General features: G+C 37.7%; 18 protein-coding genes. 8 read left to right on the top strand and 10 right to left on the bottom strand.

Annotation, left to right across the window (positions count from 1 at the left end; genetic code table 11):
• Nucleotides 1-68 precede the first annotated feature (68 nt).
• The 3 genes from ACXITR_RS07385 to ACXITR_RS07395 all read left to right on the top strand — a co-directional run bounded on the left by ACXITR_RS07385 (nt 69) and on the right by ACXITR_RS07395 (nt 3,334).
• Nucleotides 69-1,730, top strand: a complete 1,662-nt coding sequence (locus tag ACXITR_RS07385; protein ID WP_457996595.1) for an L-lactate permease — start codon at nt 69-71, stop codon at nt 1,728-1,730.
• A 79-nt stretch (nt 1,731-1,809) separates the two neighbouring features.
• A complete protein-coding gene (locus tag ACXITR_RS07390) occupies nt 1,810-2,244 on the top strand; it encodes an SRPBCC family protein (RefSeq protein WP_457996596.1) in 435 nt (144 codons plus the stop codon).
• Nucleotides 2,245-2,629: 385 nt separating this feature from the next.
• Nucleotides 2,630-3,334 (top strand): hypothetical protein, encoded by a 705-nt coding sequence (locus ACXITR_RS07395; RefSeq protein WP_457996597.1) that lies wholly within the window; start codon nt 2,630-2,632, stop codon nt 3,332-3,334.
• On the opposite strand, the gene ACXITR_RS07400 is transcribed toward ACXITR_RS07395, so the two are convergent.
• From ACXITR_RS07400 to ACXITR_RS07415, 4 genes are all read right to left on the bottom strand, one after another.
• Complete coding sequence (locus tag ACXITR_RS07400; RefSeq protein ID WP_457996598.1) at nt 3,331-4,464, bottom strand: beta-ketoacyl-ACP synthase; 1,134 nt, start codon at nt 4,462-4,464, stop codon at nt 3,331-3,333. The genes ACXITR_RS07395 and ACXITR_RS07400 overlap by 4 nt on opposite strands.
• A gap of 30 nt (nt 4,465-4,494) precedes the next feature.
• Nucleotides 4,495-5,286, bottom strand: coding sequence for a peptidylprolyl isomerase (locus tag ACXITR_RS07405; protein ID WP_457996599.1), 792 nt, complete (start codon nt 5,284-5,286; stop codon nt 4,495-4,497).
• A gap of 101 nt (nt 5,287-5,387) precedes the next feature.
• Nucleotides 5,388-6,416, bottom strand: coding sequence for a 23S rRNA (adenine(2503)-C(2))-methyltransferase RlmN (gene rlmN, locus ACXITR_RS07410; RefSeq protein ID WP_457996600.1), 1,029 nt, complete (start codon nt 6,414-6,416; stop codon nt 5,388-5,390).
• Between the two features lie 13 nt (nt 6,417-6,429).
• Complete coding sequence (locus ACXITR_RS07415; protein WP_457996601.1) at nt 6,430-6,963, bottom strand: SH3 domain-containing protein; 534 nt, start codon at nt 6,961-6,963, stop codon at nt 6,430-6,432.
• Nucleotides 6,964-7,510: 547 nt separating this feature from the next.
• Here ACXITR_RS07415 and ACXITR_RS07420 point away from each other — a divergent pair.
• The 5 genes from ACXITR_RS07420 to ACXITR_RS07440 all read left to right on the top strand — a co-directional run bounded on the left by ACXITR_RS07420 (nt 7,511) and on the right by ACXITR_RS07440 (nt 11,388).
• Nucleotides 7,511-7,834, top strand: a complete 324-nt coding sequence (locus ACXITR_RS07420; protein WP_457996602.1) for a thioredoxin family protein — start codon at nt 7,511-7,513, stop codon at nt 7,832-7,834.
• A gap of 120 nt (nt 7,835-7,954) precedes the next feature.
• Complete coding sequence (locus ACXITR_RS07425; RefSeq protein ID WP_457996603.1) at nt 7,955-9,145, top strand: LL-diaminopimelate aminotransferase; 1,191 nt, start codon at nt 7,955-7,957, stop codon at nt 9,143-9,145.
• A gap of 93 nt (nt 9,146-9,238) precedes the next feature.
• Complete coding sequence (locus tag ACXITR_RS07430; RefSeq protein ID WP_457996604.1) at nt 9,239-9,367, top strand: photosystem II protein Y; 129 nt, start codon at nt 9,239-9,241, stop codon at nt 9,365-9,367.
• Between the two features lie 193 nt (nt 9,368-9,560).
• Complete coding sequence (gene mnmE, locus ACXITR_RS07435) at nt 9,561-10,937, top strand: tRNA uridine-5-carboxymethylaminomethyl(34) synthesis GTPase MnmE (RefSeq protein WP_457996605.1); 1,377 nt, start codon at nt 9,561-9,563, stop codon at nt 10,935-10,937.
• A gap of 205 nt (nt 10,938-11,142) precedes the next feature.
• Nucleotides 11,143-11,388, top strand: a complete 246-nt coding sequence (locus tag ACXITR_RS07440; RefSeq protein ID WP_457996606.1) for a DUF7219 family protein — start codon at nt 11,143-11,145, stop codon at nt 11,386-11,388.
• Here ACXITR_RS07440 and ACXITR_RS07445 read toward each other — a convergent pair.
• From ACXITR_RS07445 to ACXITR_RS07470, 6 genes are all read right to left on the bottom strand, one after another.
• Nucleotides 11,322-11,699: a hypothetical protein gene (locus ACXITR_RS07445; protein WP_457996607.1), complete on the bottom strand. Its 378-nt coding sequence runs from the start codon at nt 11,697-11,699 to the stop codon at nt 11,322-11,324. The two genes, ACXITR_RS07440 and ACXITR_RS07445, sit on opposite strands and share 67 nt — an antisense overlap.
• 424 nt (nt 11,700-12,123) lie before the next feature.
• Nucleotides 12,124-12,993, bottom strand: coding sequence for a phycobilisome rod-core linker polypeptide (locus ACXITR_RS07450; RefSeq protein WP_457996608.1), 870 nt, complete (start codon nt 12,991-12,993; stop codon nt 12,124-12,126).
• Between the two features lie 374 nt (nt 12,994-13,367).
• Nucleotides 13,368-15,869 carry an EAL domain-containing protein gene (locus ACXITR_RS07455; RefSeq protein WP_457996609.1) on the bottom strand — a complete coding sequence of 834 codons (2,502 nt, stop codon included), beginning with the start codon at nt 15,867-15,869 and terminating at the stop codon, nt 13,368-13,370.
• Between the two features lie 233 nt (nt 15,870-16,102).
• Complete coding sequence (locus tag ACXITR_RS07460) at nt 16,103-17,290, bottom strand: class I SAM-dependent methyltransferase (RefSeq protein ID WP_457996610.1); 1,188 nt, start codon at nt 17,288-17,290, stop codon at nt 16,103-16,105.
• Between the two features lie 225 nt (nt 17,291-17,515).
• The gene (locus ACXITR_RS07465) at nt 17,516-18,379 is read right to left on the bottom strand and encodes a universal stress protein (protein ID WP_457996611.1); all 864 of its coding nucleotides are present in this window, start codon (nt 18,377-18,379) and stop codon (nt 17,516-17,518) included.
• A gap of 115 nt (nt 18,380-18,494) precedes the next feature.
• Complete coding sequence (locus tag ACXITR_RS07470; protein ID WP_457996612.1) at nt 18,495-19,058, bottom strand: 50S ribosomal protein L25/general stress protein Ctc; 564 nt, start codon at nt 19,056-19,058, stop codon at nt 18,495-18,497.
• Nucleotides 19,059-19,087 lie beyond the last annotated feature (29 nt).

The following is a 19,087-nucleotide window of genomic DNA, read 5'->3' on the forward strand; positions in this document are numbered from 1 at the left end:
GTTGACAAAAAAACTTTCATGGTGAATTTTTGATACACTGTACCTGAAAAAACGATTAACGGTAACCATTGCTGTACACAATTTTTGCACTCCTCCCCATTCTCTCTATTTTTTTGATACTGGTAGTCGCCAAACAACCAGCCAGTATTGCCATGCCCATGGTTTATGGGATTACCATAATTAGCGCTGGAATAATATGGCAAGTAACCCCCGCAATGCTCATGGCCACCTCCCTACGAGGCATCGTCATTGGTTTGGAAATTCTTTATATCCTTTTTGGCGCAATGTTACTGTTAAATATCATCAGTCAGGCTGGAGCCTTAAGCGTTATTCGTAATAGCTTATTAAATATTTCCCCAGATCGACGGGTGCAGGTGGTTATTGTCGCTTGGTTATTTGGCTCTTTTATTGAAGGGGCAGCGGGCTTTGGTACCCCCGCGGTGATTTGTGTACCCCTCCTTGTTGCCATTGGTTTTCCGCCCTTGGCTTCGGTAATGGTAACCTTAATTATTCAAAGTACCCCCTCCACATTTGGAGCCGTAGGCACACCGATTATTGTGGGGATTCGTCGTGGGCTGGGAAATCCTGAAATTGTCAGTAACTACTTGCAAAATTCTGGACTAACCATGGAACAATTTTTACAAAACATTACCCTCAAAGCATCACTCATCCATGGAGTTCTAGGGTTTTTCTTGCCCTTGATTATCGTCACCATCCTAACGGTAAACTTTAGCCCAAAACCCAATTGGCGTTGTGCTGTGTCAGAGTGGAAATTTTTGCTCTTTGCAGGGGCAGCCTTTGTCGTACCTTATTTTTTAACCGCTATGTTAATCGGCCCTGAATTTCCTAGTTTGATGGGGGGCATGGTGGGCTTATTGTTAGTAATTACCGCTGTAGGTAAGGGTTGGTTTCCTATTCAACAACCATGGGATTTTCCTAGCGCTGGTGAATGGCTAGAAAGTTGGTCTAGTCCAGATTATGAAGTACAGGAAATGAGAGTGCGATCGCTCCCTATTTGGTTAGCTTGGTTGCCCTATGGATTAGTAGCAGGGTTACTCCTTTTATCCCGTTTAGATTTTTTACCCTTGAAAGGATTTTTACAAAGTTTTAGCTTGACTTGGTCACAGGTTTTAGGAACCGAAGTAGAAATTAGCTCCACCCACCTTTACCTTCCCCCCACCCTATTTATCATTGTGGTAATTATCAGCATCCCTCTGTTTCAACTATCCCCCTCCCAATCCCAAAAAGCTCTTTTTACAGCGGGCAAACAACTACTATCGGCGGTAATTCCCTTAGTGGGGGCAGTGGCCATGGCTCAAGTATTTATCGGTACTGGCACAAATCAACTAGATTTACCTAGTATGCCCGTTTATTTAGCAAATCAGGCTTCTGGACTATTCACCCAAACTTGGTCTTGGTTAGCTTCAACCGTGGGCTTAATTGGGGCATTTATTGCCGGGAGCGTTACCGTAAGTAACCTGATGTTTTCCCTATTTCAATTTGGAGTAGCCCAACAAACCAACTTCCCCCCCGATTTAATTCTTGGTTTGCAAACAGTGGGAGCTTCCGCTGGTAATATGATTTGTGTTTCTAATGTGGTTGCCGCTGCCGCTACGGTGGCGATGATTGGTCGAGAGGGGGTATTAATTCGCAAGTTACTTTTGCCTACGGCCTACTATACCTTGGGAGCTTCTTTGATGGGATATATTATTCTTCAGGTTTTCCCCTAGTCGAGTCACGGGGCTATGGTGAATAAATCATAAGAATCTTGTTATCATAGGACAATTCTTCAAGTTTTATCATCGTCAAATGAGTAATTGGTTAGAACATAGTGTACAAATCGAAGTAAACGCCCCCATTGATTTAGTTTGGAAGTTATGGTCAGACCTTGAAAAGATGCCTTCTTGGATGAAATGGATCGAGTCTGTTAGTATTCTTCCCGAGAATAAAGACTTATCCCGTTGGAAATTAGCTAGTGGTGGTTTTGAATTTAGTTGGTTATCTCGTATTGTTAACCTTGAAACAAATCAAATTATTCAATGGGAGTCGGTGGACGGTTTACCTAATCGGGGGGCTGTGCGTTTTTACGATCGCCACGAGTCGAGTATTGTACGTTTAAGTATCGCTTATTCTATTCCGGGAGTTCTTGGTCAACTGATGGACAATCTTTTTTTGGGTAGGGTGGTAGAATCGACGATTCAAGCGGATTTAGAAAGGTTTAAAGTGTATATTGAAAATTTGTGATTTGATAGTTGATTTTGCCAGATTGCTTAGTATTATTTGATCTTTGGATGGATTGAATTTTGGTATTATCGCTGAAAAACAGATGATTTTTAATGGTGTAATAAAAAAAATTGGATTATAGCGTTTTACAAGGAATCTAGGTAAATTATCGATTGAATAATCTATCTTTGATCCTTGACAAGAAAAAACGAAAAAATGTTATATAGTCTTATGATTTAAAGTAAACTTAATTGTTGCAGAAAAATAAGGATTAATCATTCCCCATAAAGTCCTATTGTGTTTTAGTACAAAATAATAGTAAATTTAACTATTATCAATCTTGCAATAATTGTTATCTTAGTTACAGCCTAAACACTTCATTATAGTAAATCATTATAAAATCACCATGACACAATACGAACAGCCTGTTAATAATAATTTAAAACCAAGACAAAATGAACCGATTGAGCCTACCATTGACGAGATGAGCTACCCTGTTAATGAGGCAATCATTAATTTAGATAATTTACTATATCAAAAAATAAATATTCCTTTCACTCGTAAAGTAATCATTGATGAAAGGGAATTGTCCGAGCAACTAGATCAAATCAGAAGAAGTCTTCCCGATTGTATTCAGGATTCTATGGAAATTATCGATGAGAGAGACTATATTATCAATGAGGCTCAAGACTATGCCACTAAGTTAGTGGATAATGCGAAAAGGGAAGCGGCTCAAAGGTTGGATGAGTCTTTGTTGGTACAGCAGGAGCAATTCCAAGCAAATCAGCTTAAGAGAAAGATATATCAAGAATGTGAAGATAAACGTCGTCAGACGGAAAAGGACATCGAAAGAATGATCGAAAATGCGGAAATAAAAGCTCGGCAAATTTTAGAACGTGCGATGATGGAGGCAGAAAAGGTTCAGACTCAAGCGGATGATTTTGTGGATCAACAGCTTTATGGTTTAGAAAAAGAATTGAGTAAGGTACTTCAGACGGTGATGGCTCTAAGTAACTATCGACAAGGGGAAGTTCAACCCCAACAAAATGGTCAAATAAATAGTAATAATGGTAAGAAAAAGGGTTCTTTGACTGATAAAAAAGCGTCTTAGGAACTATATCTACTAAGGGCAATTATTGCATTTTGTCCACCAAAACCGAAGCTAAAACAAAGAGAGTTTGTAATGGTATAGTTTTCGGTTTTTTCTACCCAATTTAAATCGTATTCTGGTTCTTTTTCTTGATAGTTAATGGGTAGTTTTTGTTGATGAATTGATAATAGGGTTAGGCTAGAGGCGATCGCACTGCTTGCTCCGAGGGTGTGACCGATAGAACCTTTCGTATGACTAATTTTTGGGCGATGGGGAAATAATTTTTTTATTAAAAGGGCTTCCCGATGATCATTTAATTTTGTGGCGGTGCCATGGGTTTGAAGATGGTCAATGTCAATGGTGGATAGATTACTACGAATTAAGCATTGTTTGATGGCATCCATGGCTGAATAGGCCGACTCCTCTGGGGCTGTCATGGTTTGTGCATCGCAACTGGTCGCCCATCCTTTAATTTCACCGTAAATTTTAGCCCCTCGCTTCAGGGCAAATTCTTCGGTTTCTAATATTACCATGGCTCCTCCTTCCCCCAATACCATGCCTTCTCTTTCCGTGGCAAAAGGATAACAACCATGATGGGCAAGGGCTTTCATCTTCTCAAAGCCAACTATGGTTAAAGGGGTTATGGGAGCTTCCACTGCCCCTGCGATAACCTGTTTACAATAACCTTGTTTGATGAGTTCGTAACCCTGGGCGATCGCCCCTATGCCTGTGGCACAAGCCCCCATGGGAGCCAATACAGGGGCAAATGAGCCAACATATTGAGCAGTGATGGTAGAAGGTTGACAGGGGAACGTATTTAGCCAGTTTTGAGGGGTAGATTTATCCTCTAACCATTGACGGGCAAACACTTCCCAGCTACCCTGACAACCACGACTAGAACCCACCACCACCCCCATATCTGGTATAGGGGAGGATAAACAGGCGGATTTGAGGGTTGCTTGGACTACCCTTTGGGTAATTGTTTCGATGGTACTAGGATGTTGATTGATTAATCCGAGGGGATATTTGGGCAAAAAATCGTAGGGTTGAGAAAATCGAATCCCCGATAATCCTTGACTCATTTTATCCCAAGTTTCTTGGGTATCCCCCATACAGGATATTAAACCAACACCACTAACCACAACCTTCATTTCCCAAACCTTCAATCGTTCATTGTTAACCTATCGTTTTAGATTCTCAATACCGCTAATTACTTGAACAGAATCGATGCGATCGCCCTGTGCAATACTCTCTACTACATCCATGCCACTGGTTACCCTACCAAAAACGGCATAACTACCATCAAGGAAAGGTAAATCAGCAAGGGTAAAATAGAACTGAGAAGAAGCAGAATCAGGCATTTGAGAACGAGCCATGGCAATTACCCCATACTCATGACGTAACTGGGGAGCAACATCGGTGGTTTGACTGTAGATAATCTCAGGGGGAGTCACATCTTCGGCAGACTCATCAAATTGAGGTCTAATTTCCAGGGGAATATAACGCTGAGAATTGGTATTAGGATCGATATAACCCCCAGTACCTAAACGACTCACAGGAAAATTAGGATCTTTTCCTTGGGGATCTCCCCCTTGTGCTACAAAAGGTTGCGGATCAGTTACAACCCGATGGAAAACTAAGCCATTGTAAATCCCTTTATCTACTAAATCAAGAAAATTTCCTGCGGTAATAGGTGCATTATCCCCATCTAATTCGATGGTAATAGGTTGCCCTTTAACCTTCATTTCAACGATCGCCTTTCCTTCTAATCTGGGTAAACTCATTATAGTTTCATTTATCTCGGTGGACGGATTTTCGGCTACATCAGCCATAGGATTTTCAATATCTTCGCCATTATTTCCACCAGTTAGGGCAGAGTCTGACGGGGCTTGACATCCTGTTAGGGTAATTAAACTCACTAAACAGACGGTCAAAAAAATACGCCAGTGATTATTATTATTCACTAAGTTCATATGTATTTATACTTGACTTTATTATTATCTTGTTGATTCTAGTTCATTGTCAAGAAAATTGTAATTCAATGGTTTTTTTCGCCAATCAAGATGATAAGCCACTACTTGTTAATCACCCTTGATTTATTACTACGTAACTGTCCACAGGCGGCATCGGCTTCTAAACCACGGGAATAACGAACACTAACGGCAATTTTATGTTGCTCTAGTATCTGGGTAAATTCCTTAATTCTTTCGGGGGTAGGGCGTTGATAGTCAGCCTCGGAGATGGGGTTATAGGGAATGAGGTTAACATGGGTTTGAAAGCCCCTGATTTGCCTTGCTAATTCGTGGGCATTTTCTGGTAAGTCGTTGACTCCTGATAGCAAAATATATTCAAATGTAACCCTTCGGCCAGTGGTGTTTACATACTCCTTACAATCGGCTAACAGTTTACTGAGGGGATAATGGACAGCCCCCGGAATTAGGCTTTCCCTTAGTTTTTGGTTGGAGGCATGGAGACTGACGGCGAAGGTAATTTGTAGTTTATGTTCGGCTAAATCCAAAATTTTACGGGGTAAACCCACGGTGGAAACCGTTAAGTTACGAGCGCCGATGCCCACGTCTTGATTAATGGATTGAATGGCTTTGATGACTTCGGGGAGGTTTAATAATGGCTCACCCATGCCCATAAATACTACGTTAGATACCCTTTGCCCAAAGTCTTCTTGGACGGTTAAAATTTGGTCAATAATTTCATGGGCTTTGAGGTTGCGGGTAAATCCTTCTTTGCCTGTGGCACAAAAATCACACCCCATCACACAGCCTACCTGAGAGGAGACGCACACGGTTAAACGTTTGGCGGTGGGTATGCCTACGGTTTCAATAATTAAACCATCCTTTAGTTTTAAGAGGTATTTTTTTGTACCATCGGGGGCGCTATTGTGGTAGTCTATGTGCGATCGCCCGATGTCCTGATTTTGATTATCTTCGCGCCATTGTTTAGGAAAAACAGTAATATCTAAAAGAGATCTTGCCCCTTTCTGGTATAACCATTGATATAACTGCTTTCCACGGTAGGATGGTTGTCCTTGTTGTTGTACCCAATCGGTTAATTCGGGTAAAGATTTTCCTAATAAAACTTCTGTCATTGACTCTGACTATTTAATAACAATCCAAATAATTAGCATTTACCCAGCCAGTACGATTATTTACCGCACTATTTGGGCCATTAACCACAGTCACCAGATACCAAGGGCTATTACCCCTAATATATTGAACCGTATTACCGTTATTTAAACCAGCAAAAGATTCTCCCCCGGGAGAGTGTCTCACGGCTAGTTGCCCTGTCCTAATATTAGTAACATAACACAGTCCAGCCCTTACTCCTGATCCAGTATGGGTATTTTGAAAACTGATTTGGCTATGGTGGATATAACCTGTTCTACCGCAAGCGTCTGTTACATACCAACCGTTGTTTTGTCCGTAGATATTAATGGTTCTAACATTTCTGACACTACAGATAATGGTACCGTTGGGGGTAGCTCTGACGTTGGATGGGGGGGCATATACCACGGCACGGCTACTTTGGGCTACGGCGGGGGCATTGGGTTTTAGTCCACTGGGTAATAACATTCCCCCTAGGGCGGTGGCGGATATGAGGGCAGTTTTGATGGTTGCTGATAAAATTTTATTCATGACCATTACATCTCCTGATACGATGGATGATTTTTTTGTGACAAAGTATGATGATTTTTCATTCATGCTCTAATCTGTAGATAAGAATATTTTCTTCGGTCATTTTATTTTTTCAAAACAGCGTCAAAACTTTATGTTGATGATCTTAATTTAGAAAATATTTTTTTTCGGTAATTGATAATACTTAAGATGCTCAATAGTTTTATCTTTCTGGAAAAATCTTGTCTGAAGACTAAATTAAAAGTACAGAATAGATGATTTTTAAATATTGAATGAAAGTACCCTAATACTGCATCTAATATTCTAACATTTATCCTTAAATCTTACTTTACTATTACAGTAATTTCATAAAAATTTAATTATTTTAACTCTAAGGTTAATTGTGTGATTAGTTAAACTTTTATAAAGAAAAATAACATGATTAAATTGCTTTGATGTTGATTCTCAATCCATGGTAGCGATAAGATAGAAGGTGTTCTGTTATCTTAGATAGTCTGCCATTGATAAGATTATCTTTTTAATTTACCCTTCCTATTTTTAGAAATTTATGAGTAAAGTAATCGAAATTCAGGATTCCCAGTTTAATGATGAGGTGGTTAAGGCTGACGAGACGGTTTTGGCCTATTTCTGGGCGCCTTGGTGTGGTCCTTGTCGTTTAGTTTCTCCTTCGGTTAGTTGGGTGGCTGATAACTATGGCGATCGCCTTAAGGTGGTAAAGTTAGAGGTTGATGCTAGTCCTGATAGTGTGGCAACCTGTAAAGTAGAGGGGGTACCAGCCCTAAGAATCTTCAAAAATGGTAACATTGTTAGCTCCCATGAAGGGGCCATTGGGAAACAAAAGTTGCAAGAGTTTGTGGAATCTTCTGTCTAATTTTTGTTAATAATTTTTTGTCAACATTGAGAAATATTTAGGCAAGGGGTTTAAACCCCTTGTTAGGGGAAAATAATAGATAAAGCAACTTAATTTAAATATTAAAATTATCAAAAAAGCATGAAATTATCCCAAAGAATTAAACCATTAAAAAGTAATGTTTTTGCTGATATGGATAGGGCAAAATCTGAAGCAATAAAAAATGGTAAAAAATTAATTGACTTATCCCTAGGCTCGGCAGATTTACCTACTCCTAAACACATTTTAAAGGCGATCGCCTCTTCTTTGGATAATTCCGCTAACCATGGTTATTTACTACACCGAGGCACATTAGAATTTAGGCAAGTTGTAGCAGATTGGTATGAAGAAAGATTTGGGGTAAAAGTTGACCCTGATACGGAAATTTTGCCCCTCATTGGCTCCCAAGAAGGTACAGCCCATTTACCCTTAACGGTATTAAACGAAGGGGATTACGCCCTTGTGCTAGACCCGGGTTATCCATCCCATGCGGGGGGGGTATATCTGGCAGGGGGGCATATTTATCCCATGGCTTTATTAGCAGAAAATGATTTTTTACCCCAATTTGAGGAGATTCCCGATGATATTTTATCTCGCTCAAAAATGATGATTTTAAGTTATCCTCATAATCCCACCAGTGCGATCGCCCCTAAAAGTTTTTTTGAAAAAGCGGTCAATTTTTGTGAGCAAAATAACCTTGTTTTAGTCCATGATTTTCCCTATTTAGATATTTATTTTGAAAAAGAAATTCCCCCATCTATCCTACAAAGTGACCCAGAAAAAAAAGTTTCCATTGAATTTTTTACCTTTTCCAAGTCTTATAATATGGGAGGATTTAGAATCGGTTTTGCCATGGGTAATAGTCAATTAATTACCGCCCTTAAACAAGTAAAATCCGTGGTGGACTTTAACCAATATAAAGGTATTTTAGACGGTGCCATGGTAGCCCTCACCTCATCCCAAGACTGTGTAAAAGAAACCGTTGACATTTATCGGCAAAGACGAAATTTTTTAGTTAGCGCCCTGCATAAAATTGGCTGGGAAGTAAATACGCCTAATGCCACCCTTTATCTATGGACAAAATTGCCCCCCTCCTACGAAACCGATTCTATTAAGTTTTGTGTGGATTTAGTAGAACAAACAGGGGTAGCCCTTTCCCCCGGGGCAGGGTTTGGGAAGCAAGGGGAAGGCTATGTAAGGTTTGCCCTCGTGCAACCTCTGGAAGTTTTGCAAGAGGCGGTGGATAGAATAGGAGTTTTTCTTCATACCGTGGACAAAAGCAGATTATTGTGAGATCATAGAGTAAGAAGAATTTAAAAATTCGCCCTTTTACGTGGCGATAACATCAATTTAATACATTTATAAGAAAAAACTGGAGAAGTAAAAATGGACTGGAGAATTGTTGTTGTATTGTTACCTCTAGGAATTGCCGCCGGTTGGGCTGTTTTTAATATTGGTGCTGTGGCTATCAGTCAGTTACAAACTTTCCTTGCTAAACGTAATGAGCAAAACTAGGTAAATAATTGATAATGGATAATTGAGAATGGATAATGAAATTTATTTTTCAACTTATTCTTGGTTGTCCATCTTAATCATGGTTGTGTCACCTTTGAAGAACTTTTACTTAAAATTAACATCAAAATTTTAACTTCCAACCTAAATATTAATTTCTATTACCATTGCCCATTCCCCATTCCCCTTTTTGTTTGTGAAAAACATCATTCAACAAGATACCATAGTTGCGATCGCCTCTGCGGTAGTACCAAATCAAGGTAGTATTGGTATAGTAAGATTAAGCGGTATTGATGCCCTAAAAATTGCTCAGAAAATATTTTCACCCCAAGGAAAACCAAAATGGCAATCCCATCAAGTCATCTATGGTTATGTCAAAAATCCCGTGAGTGAGAAAGTGGTTGATGAAGCCCTGCTAATTTATATGCAATCTCCCCGCTCCTTTACAAGGGAAGATGTGATAGAGTTTCATTGTCATGGGGGTATTATTCCCGTACAACAGGTATTAGAATTATGCTTAGAATATGGGGCAAGGTTGGCTAATGCGGGGGAGTTTAGTTTTCGGGCATTTCTCAACGGTAGAATTGATTTAACCCAAGCCGAAAGTATTGCCGAGATGGTGGGGGCAAAATCCGCCCATGCTTCCCAAGTTGCCCTGGCAGGATTACAGGGTAAACTCGCCCAACCCATTCGGGATATGCGCCATAATCTTTTGGATATTTTGGCAGAAGTGGAGGCAAGAATTGATTTTGAGGATGATTTACCCCCCCTCGATGAAGGGCAAATTATTGGGGATGTGGAACAAAATTTAACGAAGATAAAACATATTTTAGCTACTAAAGAGCAAGGGGAATTGTTGCGCAGTGGTTTAAAAGTTGCCATTGTGGGGCGCCCTAATGTGGGAAAATCGAGTTTGTTGAATGCTTGGAGTAAGTGCGATCGTGCCATAGTCACAGACCTCCCCGGAACTACTAGGGATGTGGTAGAATCTCAGTTGGTAGTAAATGGTATCCCCATCCAAGTATTAGACACCGCAGGGATTAGGGAAACCGAAGACACCGTAGAAAAAATCGGCGTAATGCGCTCCCTAAAAGCAGTGAATCAAGCTGACTTGGTGCTTTTTACCATCTCCGCTGAAACGGGGTGGGTAGCAGAAGATGAGGAAATCTACCAACAAATAAAACATCTTAACCTCATTCTGATTATTAATAAAATTGACATTGCCAAGGAAAATTTAAACTATCCCCCAGAAATAAAACAGATAGTTAAAACCTCTGCCACCATTAACCAAGGGATTACGGATTTAGAAAATGCCATCATCAACTCCGTGGAAATAGGCACTACCCAAGCCCAAGATTTAGACATCGCCATTAACCAAAGACAAGGCGCTGCCCTCACCCGTGCAAAAATATCCCTAACTCAGGTAGAGGAAACCATTAACAATCAATTACCCCTCGATTTTTGGACTATCGATTTACGCATTGCTATCCAAGCCTTGGGGGAAATTACGGGAGAAGAAGTTACAGAGTCAGTTTTGGACAGAATTTTTAGCCGTTTTTGTATTGGAAAGTAAATAGGGCTTGTTGAAAAAAAATGGAGTCGTTGAGGTAGGGGTTAGAAATTTCTCAAGTTTGTTATGTACCATCTACTTATTAAGTTTTGATGCCATGGGTGGGATATTTTTTTGTGTTAGGTTAAGATAAGGTTAAAACTTGGTTAAGATAAGATTAATCCAAGATTAACTTTACAACGTAAATAAGTAGTATAGAGGTTAAACTATGAAAAATCTTTCCACAACTTCTCGAAATGATTTTCTTTGCCCAAAAACTCCTTATCATGGACAAGATTATTTGCAAGGATTTCTTTTTAATAGCAACTTACAAGAATTTACCCACCGAGTAGGTTACATCTCAGCCCTTCATAGTAATGGTAAGTTATCTTCCCAAGAAGCCTGTCGTCATATTGAGCAACTTTGGGATAAGATAGAGCTTTCACCCCCAAAGCCTCGGCGCTCATCAAAATAGGTATAGTTGCAACCATTTTCTTTCCAATAATCCCTTAAGTCATGGTGAGGAGTATGCAGACTTGCTTTAGCTTGATAGAGGATTACTTTACGATGGTTGCCGATTAATACTCTTTTACTAGAGTCAACGGTAATGAGGGTGCCTCCTAATACTCTGATGAAGGTTTCAAACCTTTCTATCATGGAATATTCGACGGTTTCTAAGATAAAAAAACTTCCGCTACAAATTAGATGTTTACTTTTTATCCATGTTTGTAGTTTACGAATTGCTGTGGATTGAGTAATTTTTTTATCCTTATTCGAGACTCTCATTATGATACGTTCAATTTTTAAGTGCTTGGTTATTAAAATTTATTGGGGTAAAAAAAGTAGGATAACTAATAATTATTGACACTCCCTCGTTAAATCAAAGATTGTAACGAATGATTCTTGTTTCTTTCAAGTCCCCTCTTAACTAGACATCATTATTGCTAATGATGCCCCCGTCAAAACGAGTCCACAAGCAGTTTAAACACAGTCCCTTATCTGTGCTACCGTATGCCCTACGGCTAGTATCTAGGTCATTATTTCTCTCAAAGTTTTACGTCAACTGAGTTTTTCGAGTTGGCAACCCCATACTTTAACTATTTCATTGTCTAGGTACTTAATTTTTTTGTTTTAGTCAGCCCACATTACTGGTTACTGCTATTAATAGTTCTTTGTGATTAATTATCAATTATCCTTAAGTTATACTATGTTAGTTAATAGGGGTGATAGATGCGATCGCAGCTCCCTGTTTATGAATTCTTTGATACAACTCAGAAAGTTGACTGTAAGAAACCATGTGAACTTTGTTAGGACGAGAGAATTTAGGTATCCGATTAAAAGTTTTAGCACGATAGCCAGTTACCTCTACACGGAAAATTCTGCCGTCTTCATCGGCACCTACGCCCTGACGGGTAGCAGAATCAAGGGGAGTGTTTTTATATGCCCAACCTTCCCCAGCAGCACCACCAGAGGGAGATTTGATAGAAATGGGGGTTTGGGTTAAAACGTTTTTATGGATGACAGGGGAATTTAAGTTTGTACCATAATCACTACTAGCTACACCGCGCAACATGGCAAAGCTATGGGTAAATTCTACCATAGTACGATTGTTCTCGGTTTTATAGCCACGGAAATAAGGCACGATGTCATCTCCAAATGCCTCGTAATATTCTTCGCTATCAATGTAAGCATCAATATCTGCCTGATAGCCATAGGTATCAAGAATATCGCTATGGAATCTCATTTCATCTTGATTTTCAGGGGTGCGCCCTAAAAGATGTTTGAAGTTTAACTCCGTAAAACGGTAGCGGGGGCAGGTTTCAAAGAAACGATTACGATAAGCATCAGAATTGGCGATCGCCCGTACTAATTCTCTGACAGTCAATTGACGATTACGAAAACGAGACTCAGCATTTACCAATCGCTCACTTTTCATAACATAAGAATTACCCAAAACCTGACGATAAACCGCATTGATAATTTGGTTAGTGCGCTCATCAGAATCATTAGGCTTTCTTTCAATGATGTTGTCTTCTTCGTAAAAACTTAAGCCTAAGTTAGCACTTCTTTCTAAAGACATTTATGTTTCTCCTATGTGTGGATTAATATGTTTTTAAGTTTTGTTACAAAACTTCACATCGTAGCCATAAGTATCTATTCAATTAGTATCTCACTAATCAAAAAAAGATCTTGTTAATGGGTAGATAATAAAAGGTTGTAAGCCTTTATACATAACCGATCAAGTTAATTTAATCTGCTTATATTTCAGGCCATAAAGGTGTTTTTGATATGGTTTCAGTTTTTCTAAACTGACAAGTCATTTATACAATGAATTGATCCTTTTTATCATCAAGAATTGTAAATAACTTTACAGAAAAAAATCGATTTTTGGTTGATCTCACCGATACTTTTGGCAAAACTTAACATTAGGTTAATATTTCTTTACAGTATGGATTAACCCTTAACCTTTAATTTCCCCCTCAAGAAAGAAGTCGCATCCCTTGCATTCATGGGCTTACTGAAATAATAACCCTGCATCGTAGTGCAATTCAAATCAACCAGTAGCTTAAGTTGTTGAGAAGTTTCGATGCCCTCTGCCACTACCTGTAAATTCATCCCCCTACCAAGGATAACCACTGCGGAGATAATGGCTAAATCTTCCTGTTCATTTTTTAACTCTCGCACAAAACTTTGGTCAATTTTTATCTTAGAAAAAGGAAATTTTTTTAAATACCCTAAAGACGAATAACCTGTGCCAAAATCATCCATAGCTACGACGATTCCTAATTCATCTAGTTGAGTCAAGATTTTTTTTGCTAAATCGGGATTTTGAATAATGCTACTTTCGGTAATTTCTGTTTCTAAAAATTGAGGGGATAAATTATTTCTTTTGAGGATATTTGCAATGGTATAAACGAGGTTTTTTTGTTGAAATTGTCGAGCAGAAATATTAACCGCAATCTTTAGATAAGAATATCCTAAATCATGCCATTCCCTATTTTGGCGACAGGCTTCTTCTATTACCCATTCACCGATGGGGCAAATTAATCCTGTTTGTTCAGCGATGGGTATAAAATTATTAGGGGCTACCCTACCTAAAAAAGGATGATTCCAGCGAATCAAGGCTTCCATCCCCACAATTTTTTGATGAGTAATATCTATTTGGGGTTGATAATATAATTCAAATTCTTGATTTTTAAGGGCATCATATAAAGAGCTTTCTATTTGTAACAATTCTGTGTGTTTTTGATTCATAGAAGGTTGATAATATTGATACCCATTTCCTCCTAACTCCTTGGTGCGATATAGTGCTACATCGGCATTTTTTAGCAGGGTATCGGGGTTATCTCCGTCTTGGGGATAAATAGAAATTCCAATACTTAAGTAAGCGTAGAGTTGAAAATCTAAAATTTCAAAGGGTGTTTTTAAACTGTCTAAAATTCTTTGGGCTACCTTTGCTACTTCTTCATTGGTTTTGATATTTGATAATAGGATAGTAAATTCATCTCCCCCCCATCGGGCAATAAAATCTACATTTCTGAGACTTTTTTGTAATCTTGTGGCTACGTTTTGTAAAAATTGATCTCCAATATGATGTCCTAGGGTATCATTGATAATCTTGAAACGATCTAAATCAATGAATAATATTGCTACTTTTTGCTCATAACTACGGGCATTGGCGATCGCCCTGTATAATTGTTCATTAAAGAAATTACGATTGCCCAACCTTGTCAGTAAATCGTGGGATGCTTGATAACGCAACATCTCCTCAGATATTTTCCTTTCCGTAATATCCCTGACAGCATAGCAAACCACCTCCTTCGCACTATAAAAAATCATACTAATATTTACCTCCACAGGAATCAAACTACCATCATGACAACGATGAAGAGACTCCTGCACTAAATCCAATCGATGGTGGTAAATTTTATCAATGATACTATCAGTAATATCCTTATCAACGGCAATTAGATCATAAACCTTGAGAGATAAAATTTCCTCACTACCATAACCCATGAGACTACAATAAGCATTATTTGCCTCTAAAACATCCTTTGTGATAGGATCTATGAGCATAATACCTTCAGATATTTGTCTTACCACAGCCCGATATTTTTCTTCGCTTTCCTGTAGGGCTTTTTCTACTTGATTATGGTTCGTAAATTCAAATATGTGACTGATAATAATATTCTGTTTGATATAAGCTGATTGAGTATATCCATGGTTATCGTAATTCACCTCTCGAATAAAAATATGCTCTTGGGTTTTGGTAATTTCTTCTAAAAGGTTAGTTAAAAAAGGGTTATCTTCTGGGTTTACTAAAAGACTAGAAAAATTTTCATCAAAAAATGTATTTGTTTTGGTAATTACCCCTTCTAAATTAACTTCAATAATTCCGTGGTTTAATTTTTCTTTTTCATTATGAATTAAGCGTAATACTTCTTTAATGAGAGATAATCTTTCTTTCTTAAAATTAGTGGGACTAGATTCATTATATTGGGGAGTTATTAATGTATCTTTAGAAATTATTTCATCCTCATAACTATCTTCATTAGAGGCGGGCATTAAAGGTTGCGTTTTATCTTCATCTTCATAATTATCTAAGTTAATTAAATCATAGGATAATAATACTTTTTCTCCTCCTATAGATACAATGTCCCCTACTTTTAATTCGTGGGATAAACACTTTTTTCCACCAATGTATAAACCGTTAGCACTTCTATTCCCCTTCAAGTCTCCGTCAATAATCCAAAATACTTTTTTATTTTTGTTGTCCTTATACCTTACGGGTAAGATGGTGCAATGATAACGGGAAATAGTGGAATCATAAATTACAATAGTATTGCTAGAATGACGGCCAATAGAATAGATTTCATTATTTAAAATAATTGAATGTTGATGATTATTATATTCTATGGTTATGCGATGTTGAGACTCTTTACTAGGGGCAATCATAATAAGTGCATGGGGAAAGATTAAGTGCTGGTGTAAACATAAAACATTGGTTGATTTTAAACAAAATAATTAAAAATATATTAAACTGATCTAGCATGGATTGATCCATAATAAATCTAAATTACTTAATATCCTATGGAAGTTTTTTAATCTGATTTTGGATTTGTTAATAAAAAATTTTATTTTATTTTATGTACCTTTTCTGAAACCAGAGATAATTGCTCAAAGATTATTTACAATATCATGGAAGATGAAGAATTCCTAAAACCTTTGAGGGGGGTTTCTATCTCCATTTGACTAAGATTTTTCCCTTGTAGTAAGATGCCAAAACCTCCTAAACCTTCAGGATTTATTAATTCGTGGAGTTGGCTTCTTCGTTGCCATAATTCTGATAATAATATTTTACCACTGGATAAGTCGTTCAGGCGATCGCCCAGACCCAATTCCATCAAGAATAAAGCCTGTTGAGTAAAACCTATTTTTCCTAAACCAATATTTTCCCCGACTTCCTCTAGGGCAGTAAAATTAACATGGCTAGTAATATCCTGAAAGCCGACATTAACATAGGGATTATTATGATGACGATGTTGATAATAACACTTCAAAGTACCTTCGTATCTCTGGGGATGATAATACTTTTGGGCATTATAACCATAGTCAACGGTTAAAACATAACCCCGTTTCAATTTATTGGCTATATTTTCTAAAATTTCCATGGATAACAAATTAACTTCTGTTTGATAATTATTAGGATAACTATCTTCCTGCAAATTAATCTGATTAATAGTTAAATAATCTTCAATCTTATTATCAGAAAATTGATCATATATTTCTGCTAAATTACCATCATTAACAGTAACGTAAATCTCCTTTAATTTATTCCCATCTTTAATAATACGATGGACGGGTAAAGCATCCATTAACTCATTACTAATAAAACACCCCGTAATGGATTCTGAATCAATCTCTTGCCATTGTTGCCATTTAATATAATGATTGGTTTCCTTAGTAGTTTTTTGTTGTTTTTCCTTTAACGTGTCCGATTTTTCAACAATTAAATATTCAATATTCTGATAAAAAAAGTTATTTTCTTTCTTTAAATAGTCTAAAATTATTTTAGCCAAAACTCCCTCTCCTGCTCCCATTTCCACGATGGTAAACGGTTGAGGTTTTCCTAAAATGTGCCAAAACTCTTCTATTTGTTTAGCTAATAATTCGGCAAAATCAGAAGATATAGATGGGGAAGTAAAAAAGTCTCCCTTAGTGCCAATGGCGATCGCCCTTGAGGTATAATATCCATATTGCTTGTCATACAGACACATATCCATATACTGAGCAAAAGTTATCTTTTTTTGTGGTGAAGCATTAATATAGTCAATAATTTTGTCAAGCAACAAAGAATCATGGGAGTTTTCCAACATAAAACACTAGCAACGGTGAAGAGTAAACAAAAAATTACTTAATTAAAAAACTTGAACAGGGTGCCATTGCCCCCGTATAAGTATAACATTTTCAAAAAATCTAATAATTTTGGTATTGCTTAATCATGAAATAGGAGTGAACTATGTAAATAAATCAATATTTGAGATATTATCACCATTGCCCATTCCCCACCTAAACGAAAAATCATATCTAATATCACTACCTTAACGGAACAATAAAGCTGGAATCCTAGTATTTCTTAGTAACTGAATAGTAGTGCTACCAATGATTAAACTTCTAATGCGACTATGACCATAAGCCCCCATAATTAACAAATTAATATTATTCTCCTCAATGTAAGAGGCGATCGCACTTTCTTCATTTCCCTTCAATAAAGAACATTGAACATTAAACCCAGCATTTGTTAACAAAGTAGAAGCCCCTTGTAGCTTAGAGTGAGCATCCTCATCCTTTTCATTTTTAGTCACCATCACCAAATGAATATCTAAATCCTTAATAAAAGGACAATCAACCAAAAAATCTAAAATTCTGCCCCCTGTGGCACTACCATCATAAGCAATTAAAACTTTGTCAATAGAAATATAGTCCCGGGGAGTAACCAAACAAGGTTTACTACTAGAGCGAACTATTCTCTCCAAATTTGCCCCTAGGTGAATCGAATTATAATCTGCATTTTCTCCCCTCTTACCCAACACAATTAGATCAATTTTCTCCTCCACATCCCTAACAGAATCAGCCAAAAAACCAGTTTTATGGATAGAGTTAACCTTTTCTATTCCTTCCTGCCTTAAAACCTCCTTGGCATGATCCAAAATCACCTTTGCTCGTACATGATTTAACTTGTTTCTCTCATGGTCCAACTCTACCAGTTTTTGTAATAAATCATCAGAAGCACCTAAACCAAGGCTACCGCTCCAATTTCCCTGAGAAGCACTGCTCTGGGCCCGATTATCTGTCACCGATAAAATATTCACCTGTGCTCCTAATCTCTTTCCTATCCATGCAGTATATTTATAAGAATTTTCTCCATAGCTAGATCCATCAGTACAAAGTAAAATATTTTTCATTACTAAAGTTCTTTATATTACAACCAATGTTAATAACTTATCATTTTTACGACTTTCACAAAAAAACCCCCCGAAATAACTTCGAGAGGCTTAAGGAAAGAAAAACTAATTAAAATTAACCTTTCTTACGAGGTGCTACAATACCGATGATGTTTTTATTAGGATCATCTAAAACATTAATTCCCTCAGATAAAACTAAGTCCGCTACTTGGAAAGTTTTACCAATATCAACCTTACTAATATCCATTTCTAGGAATTGAGGAATATTATCAGGGTAGCAACGAACTTTAACCTCCGTCACCATTTGTTCCATGATACCCCCCTTCTTGATACCGATAGAAGTTCCAACAATTTTCACAGGAACAACTACCTCTACCTGATTTTCCCCAGAAGGACAGAAGAAACTAATGTGGTGTAGAGTTCTTTTCCAAGGATGAGATTGAACTTCTCTGATTAATACTTTACCATTCCAAGATAGTTCAGGAATAGTCATTTCTACTAAAGTGTTGTTGATGGAAGCGCTTTTGAGAAGGGCGATCGCCTCTTTGTGACCTAAAACTAAAGAAATAGCTTCAGAACCACTATGGCCGTATAAGTTGGCAGGGAGTTTCCCTTCACGACGTAAAGCTCTTGGTTTAGAGCCTTCAGGTCTGGTGTTACATTCTAATGTGACTTGCATTTTTTTTACCGAATTTAATTATAAATTTT

Source organism: Cyanobacterium sp., assembly GCF_054166785.1.

What these genes read in the sequence shown, in the direction of transcription:
- ACXITR_RS07465 (WP_457996611.1), bottom strand. Translation starts at nt 18,379, where the DNA reads ATGAAAAATATTTTACTTTGTACTGATGGATCTAGCTATGGAGAAAAT.
- ACXITR_RS07425 (WP_457996603.1), top strand. Translation starts at nt 7,955, where the DNA reads ATGAAATTATCCCAAAGAATTAAACCATTAAAAAGTAATGTTTTTGCT.
- ACXITR_RS07455 (WP_457996609.1), bottom strand. Translation starts at nt 15,869, where the DNA reads ATGATTGCCCCTAGTAAAGAGTCTCAACATCGCATAACCATAGAATAT.
- ACXITR_RS07395 (WP_457996597.1), top strand. Translation starts at nt 2,630, where the DNA reads ATGACACAATACGAACAGCCTGTTAATAATAATTTAAAACCAAGACAA.
- ACXITR_RS07415 (WP_457996601.1), bottom strand. Translation starts at nt 6,963, where the DNA reads ATGAATAAAATTTTATCAGCAACCATCAAAACTGCCCTCATATCCGCC.
- ACXITR_RS07400 (WP_457996598.1), bottom strand. Translation starts at nt 4,464, where the DNA reads ATGAAGGTTGTGGTTAGTGGTGTTGGTTTAATATCCTGTATGGGGGAT.
- ACXITR_RS07460 (WP_457996610.1), bottom strand. Translation starts at nt 17,290, where the DNA reads ATGTTGGAAAACTCCCATGATTCTTTGTTGCTTGACAAAATTATTGAC.
- ACXITR_RS07420 (WP_457996602.1), top strand. Translation starts at nt 7,511, where the DNA reads ATGAGTAAAGTAATCGAAATTCAGGATTCCCAGTTTAATGATGAGGTG.
- ACXITR_RS07430 (WP_457996604.1), top strand. Translation starts at nt 9,239, where the DNA reads ATGGACTGGAGAATTGTTGTTGTATTGTTACCTCTAGGAATTGCCGCC.
- rlmN (WP_457996600.1), bottom strand. Translation starts at nt 6,416, where the DNA reads ATGACAGAAGTTTTATTAGGAAAATCTTTACCCGAATTAACCGATTGG.
- ACXITR_RS07470 (WP_457996612.1), bottom strand. Translation starts at nt 19,058, where the DNA reads ATGCAAGTCACATTAGAATGTAACACCAGACCTGAAGGCTCTAAACCA.
- ACXITR_RS07440 (WP_457996606.1), top strand. Translation starts at nt 11,143, where the DNA reads ATGAAAAATCTTTCCACAACTTCTCGAAATGATTTTCTTTGCCCAAAA.
- ACXITR_RS07445 (WP_457996607.1), bottom strand. Translation starts at nt 11,699, where the DNA reads ATGAGAGTCTCGAATAAGGATAAAAAAATTACTCAATCCACAGCAATT.
- ACXITR_RS07405 (WP_457996599.1), bottom strand. Translation starts at nt 5,286, where the DNA reads ATGAACTTAGTGAATAATAATAATCACTGGCGTATTTTTTTGACCGTC.
- ACXITR_RS07450 (WP_457996608.1), bottom strand. Translation starts at nt 12,993, where the DNA reads ATGTCTTTAGAAAGAAGTGCTAACTTAGGCTTAAGTTTTTACGAAGAA.
- ACXITR_RS07390 (WP_457996596.1), top strand. Translation starts at nt 1,810, where the DNA reads ATGAGTAATTGGTTAGAACATAGTGTACAAATCGAAGTAAACGCCCCC.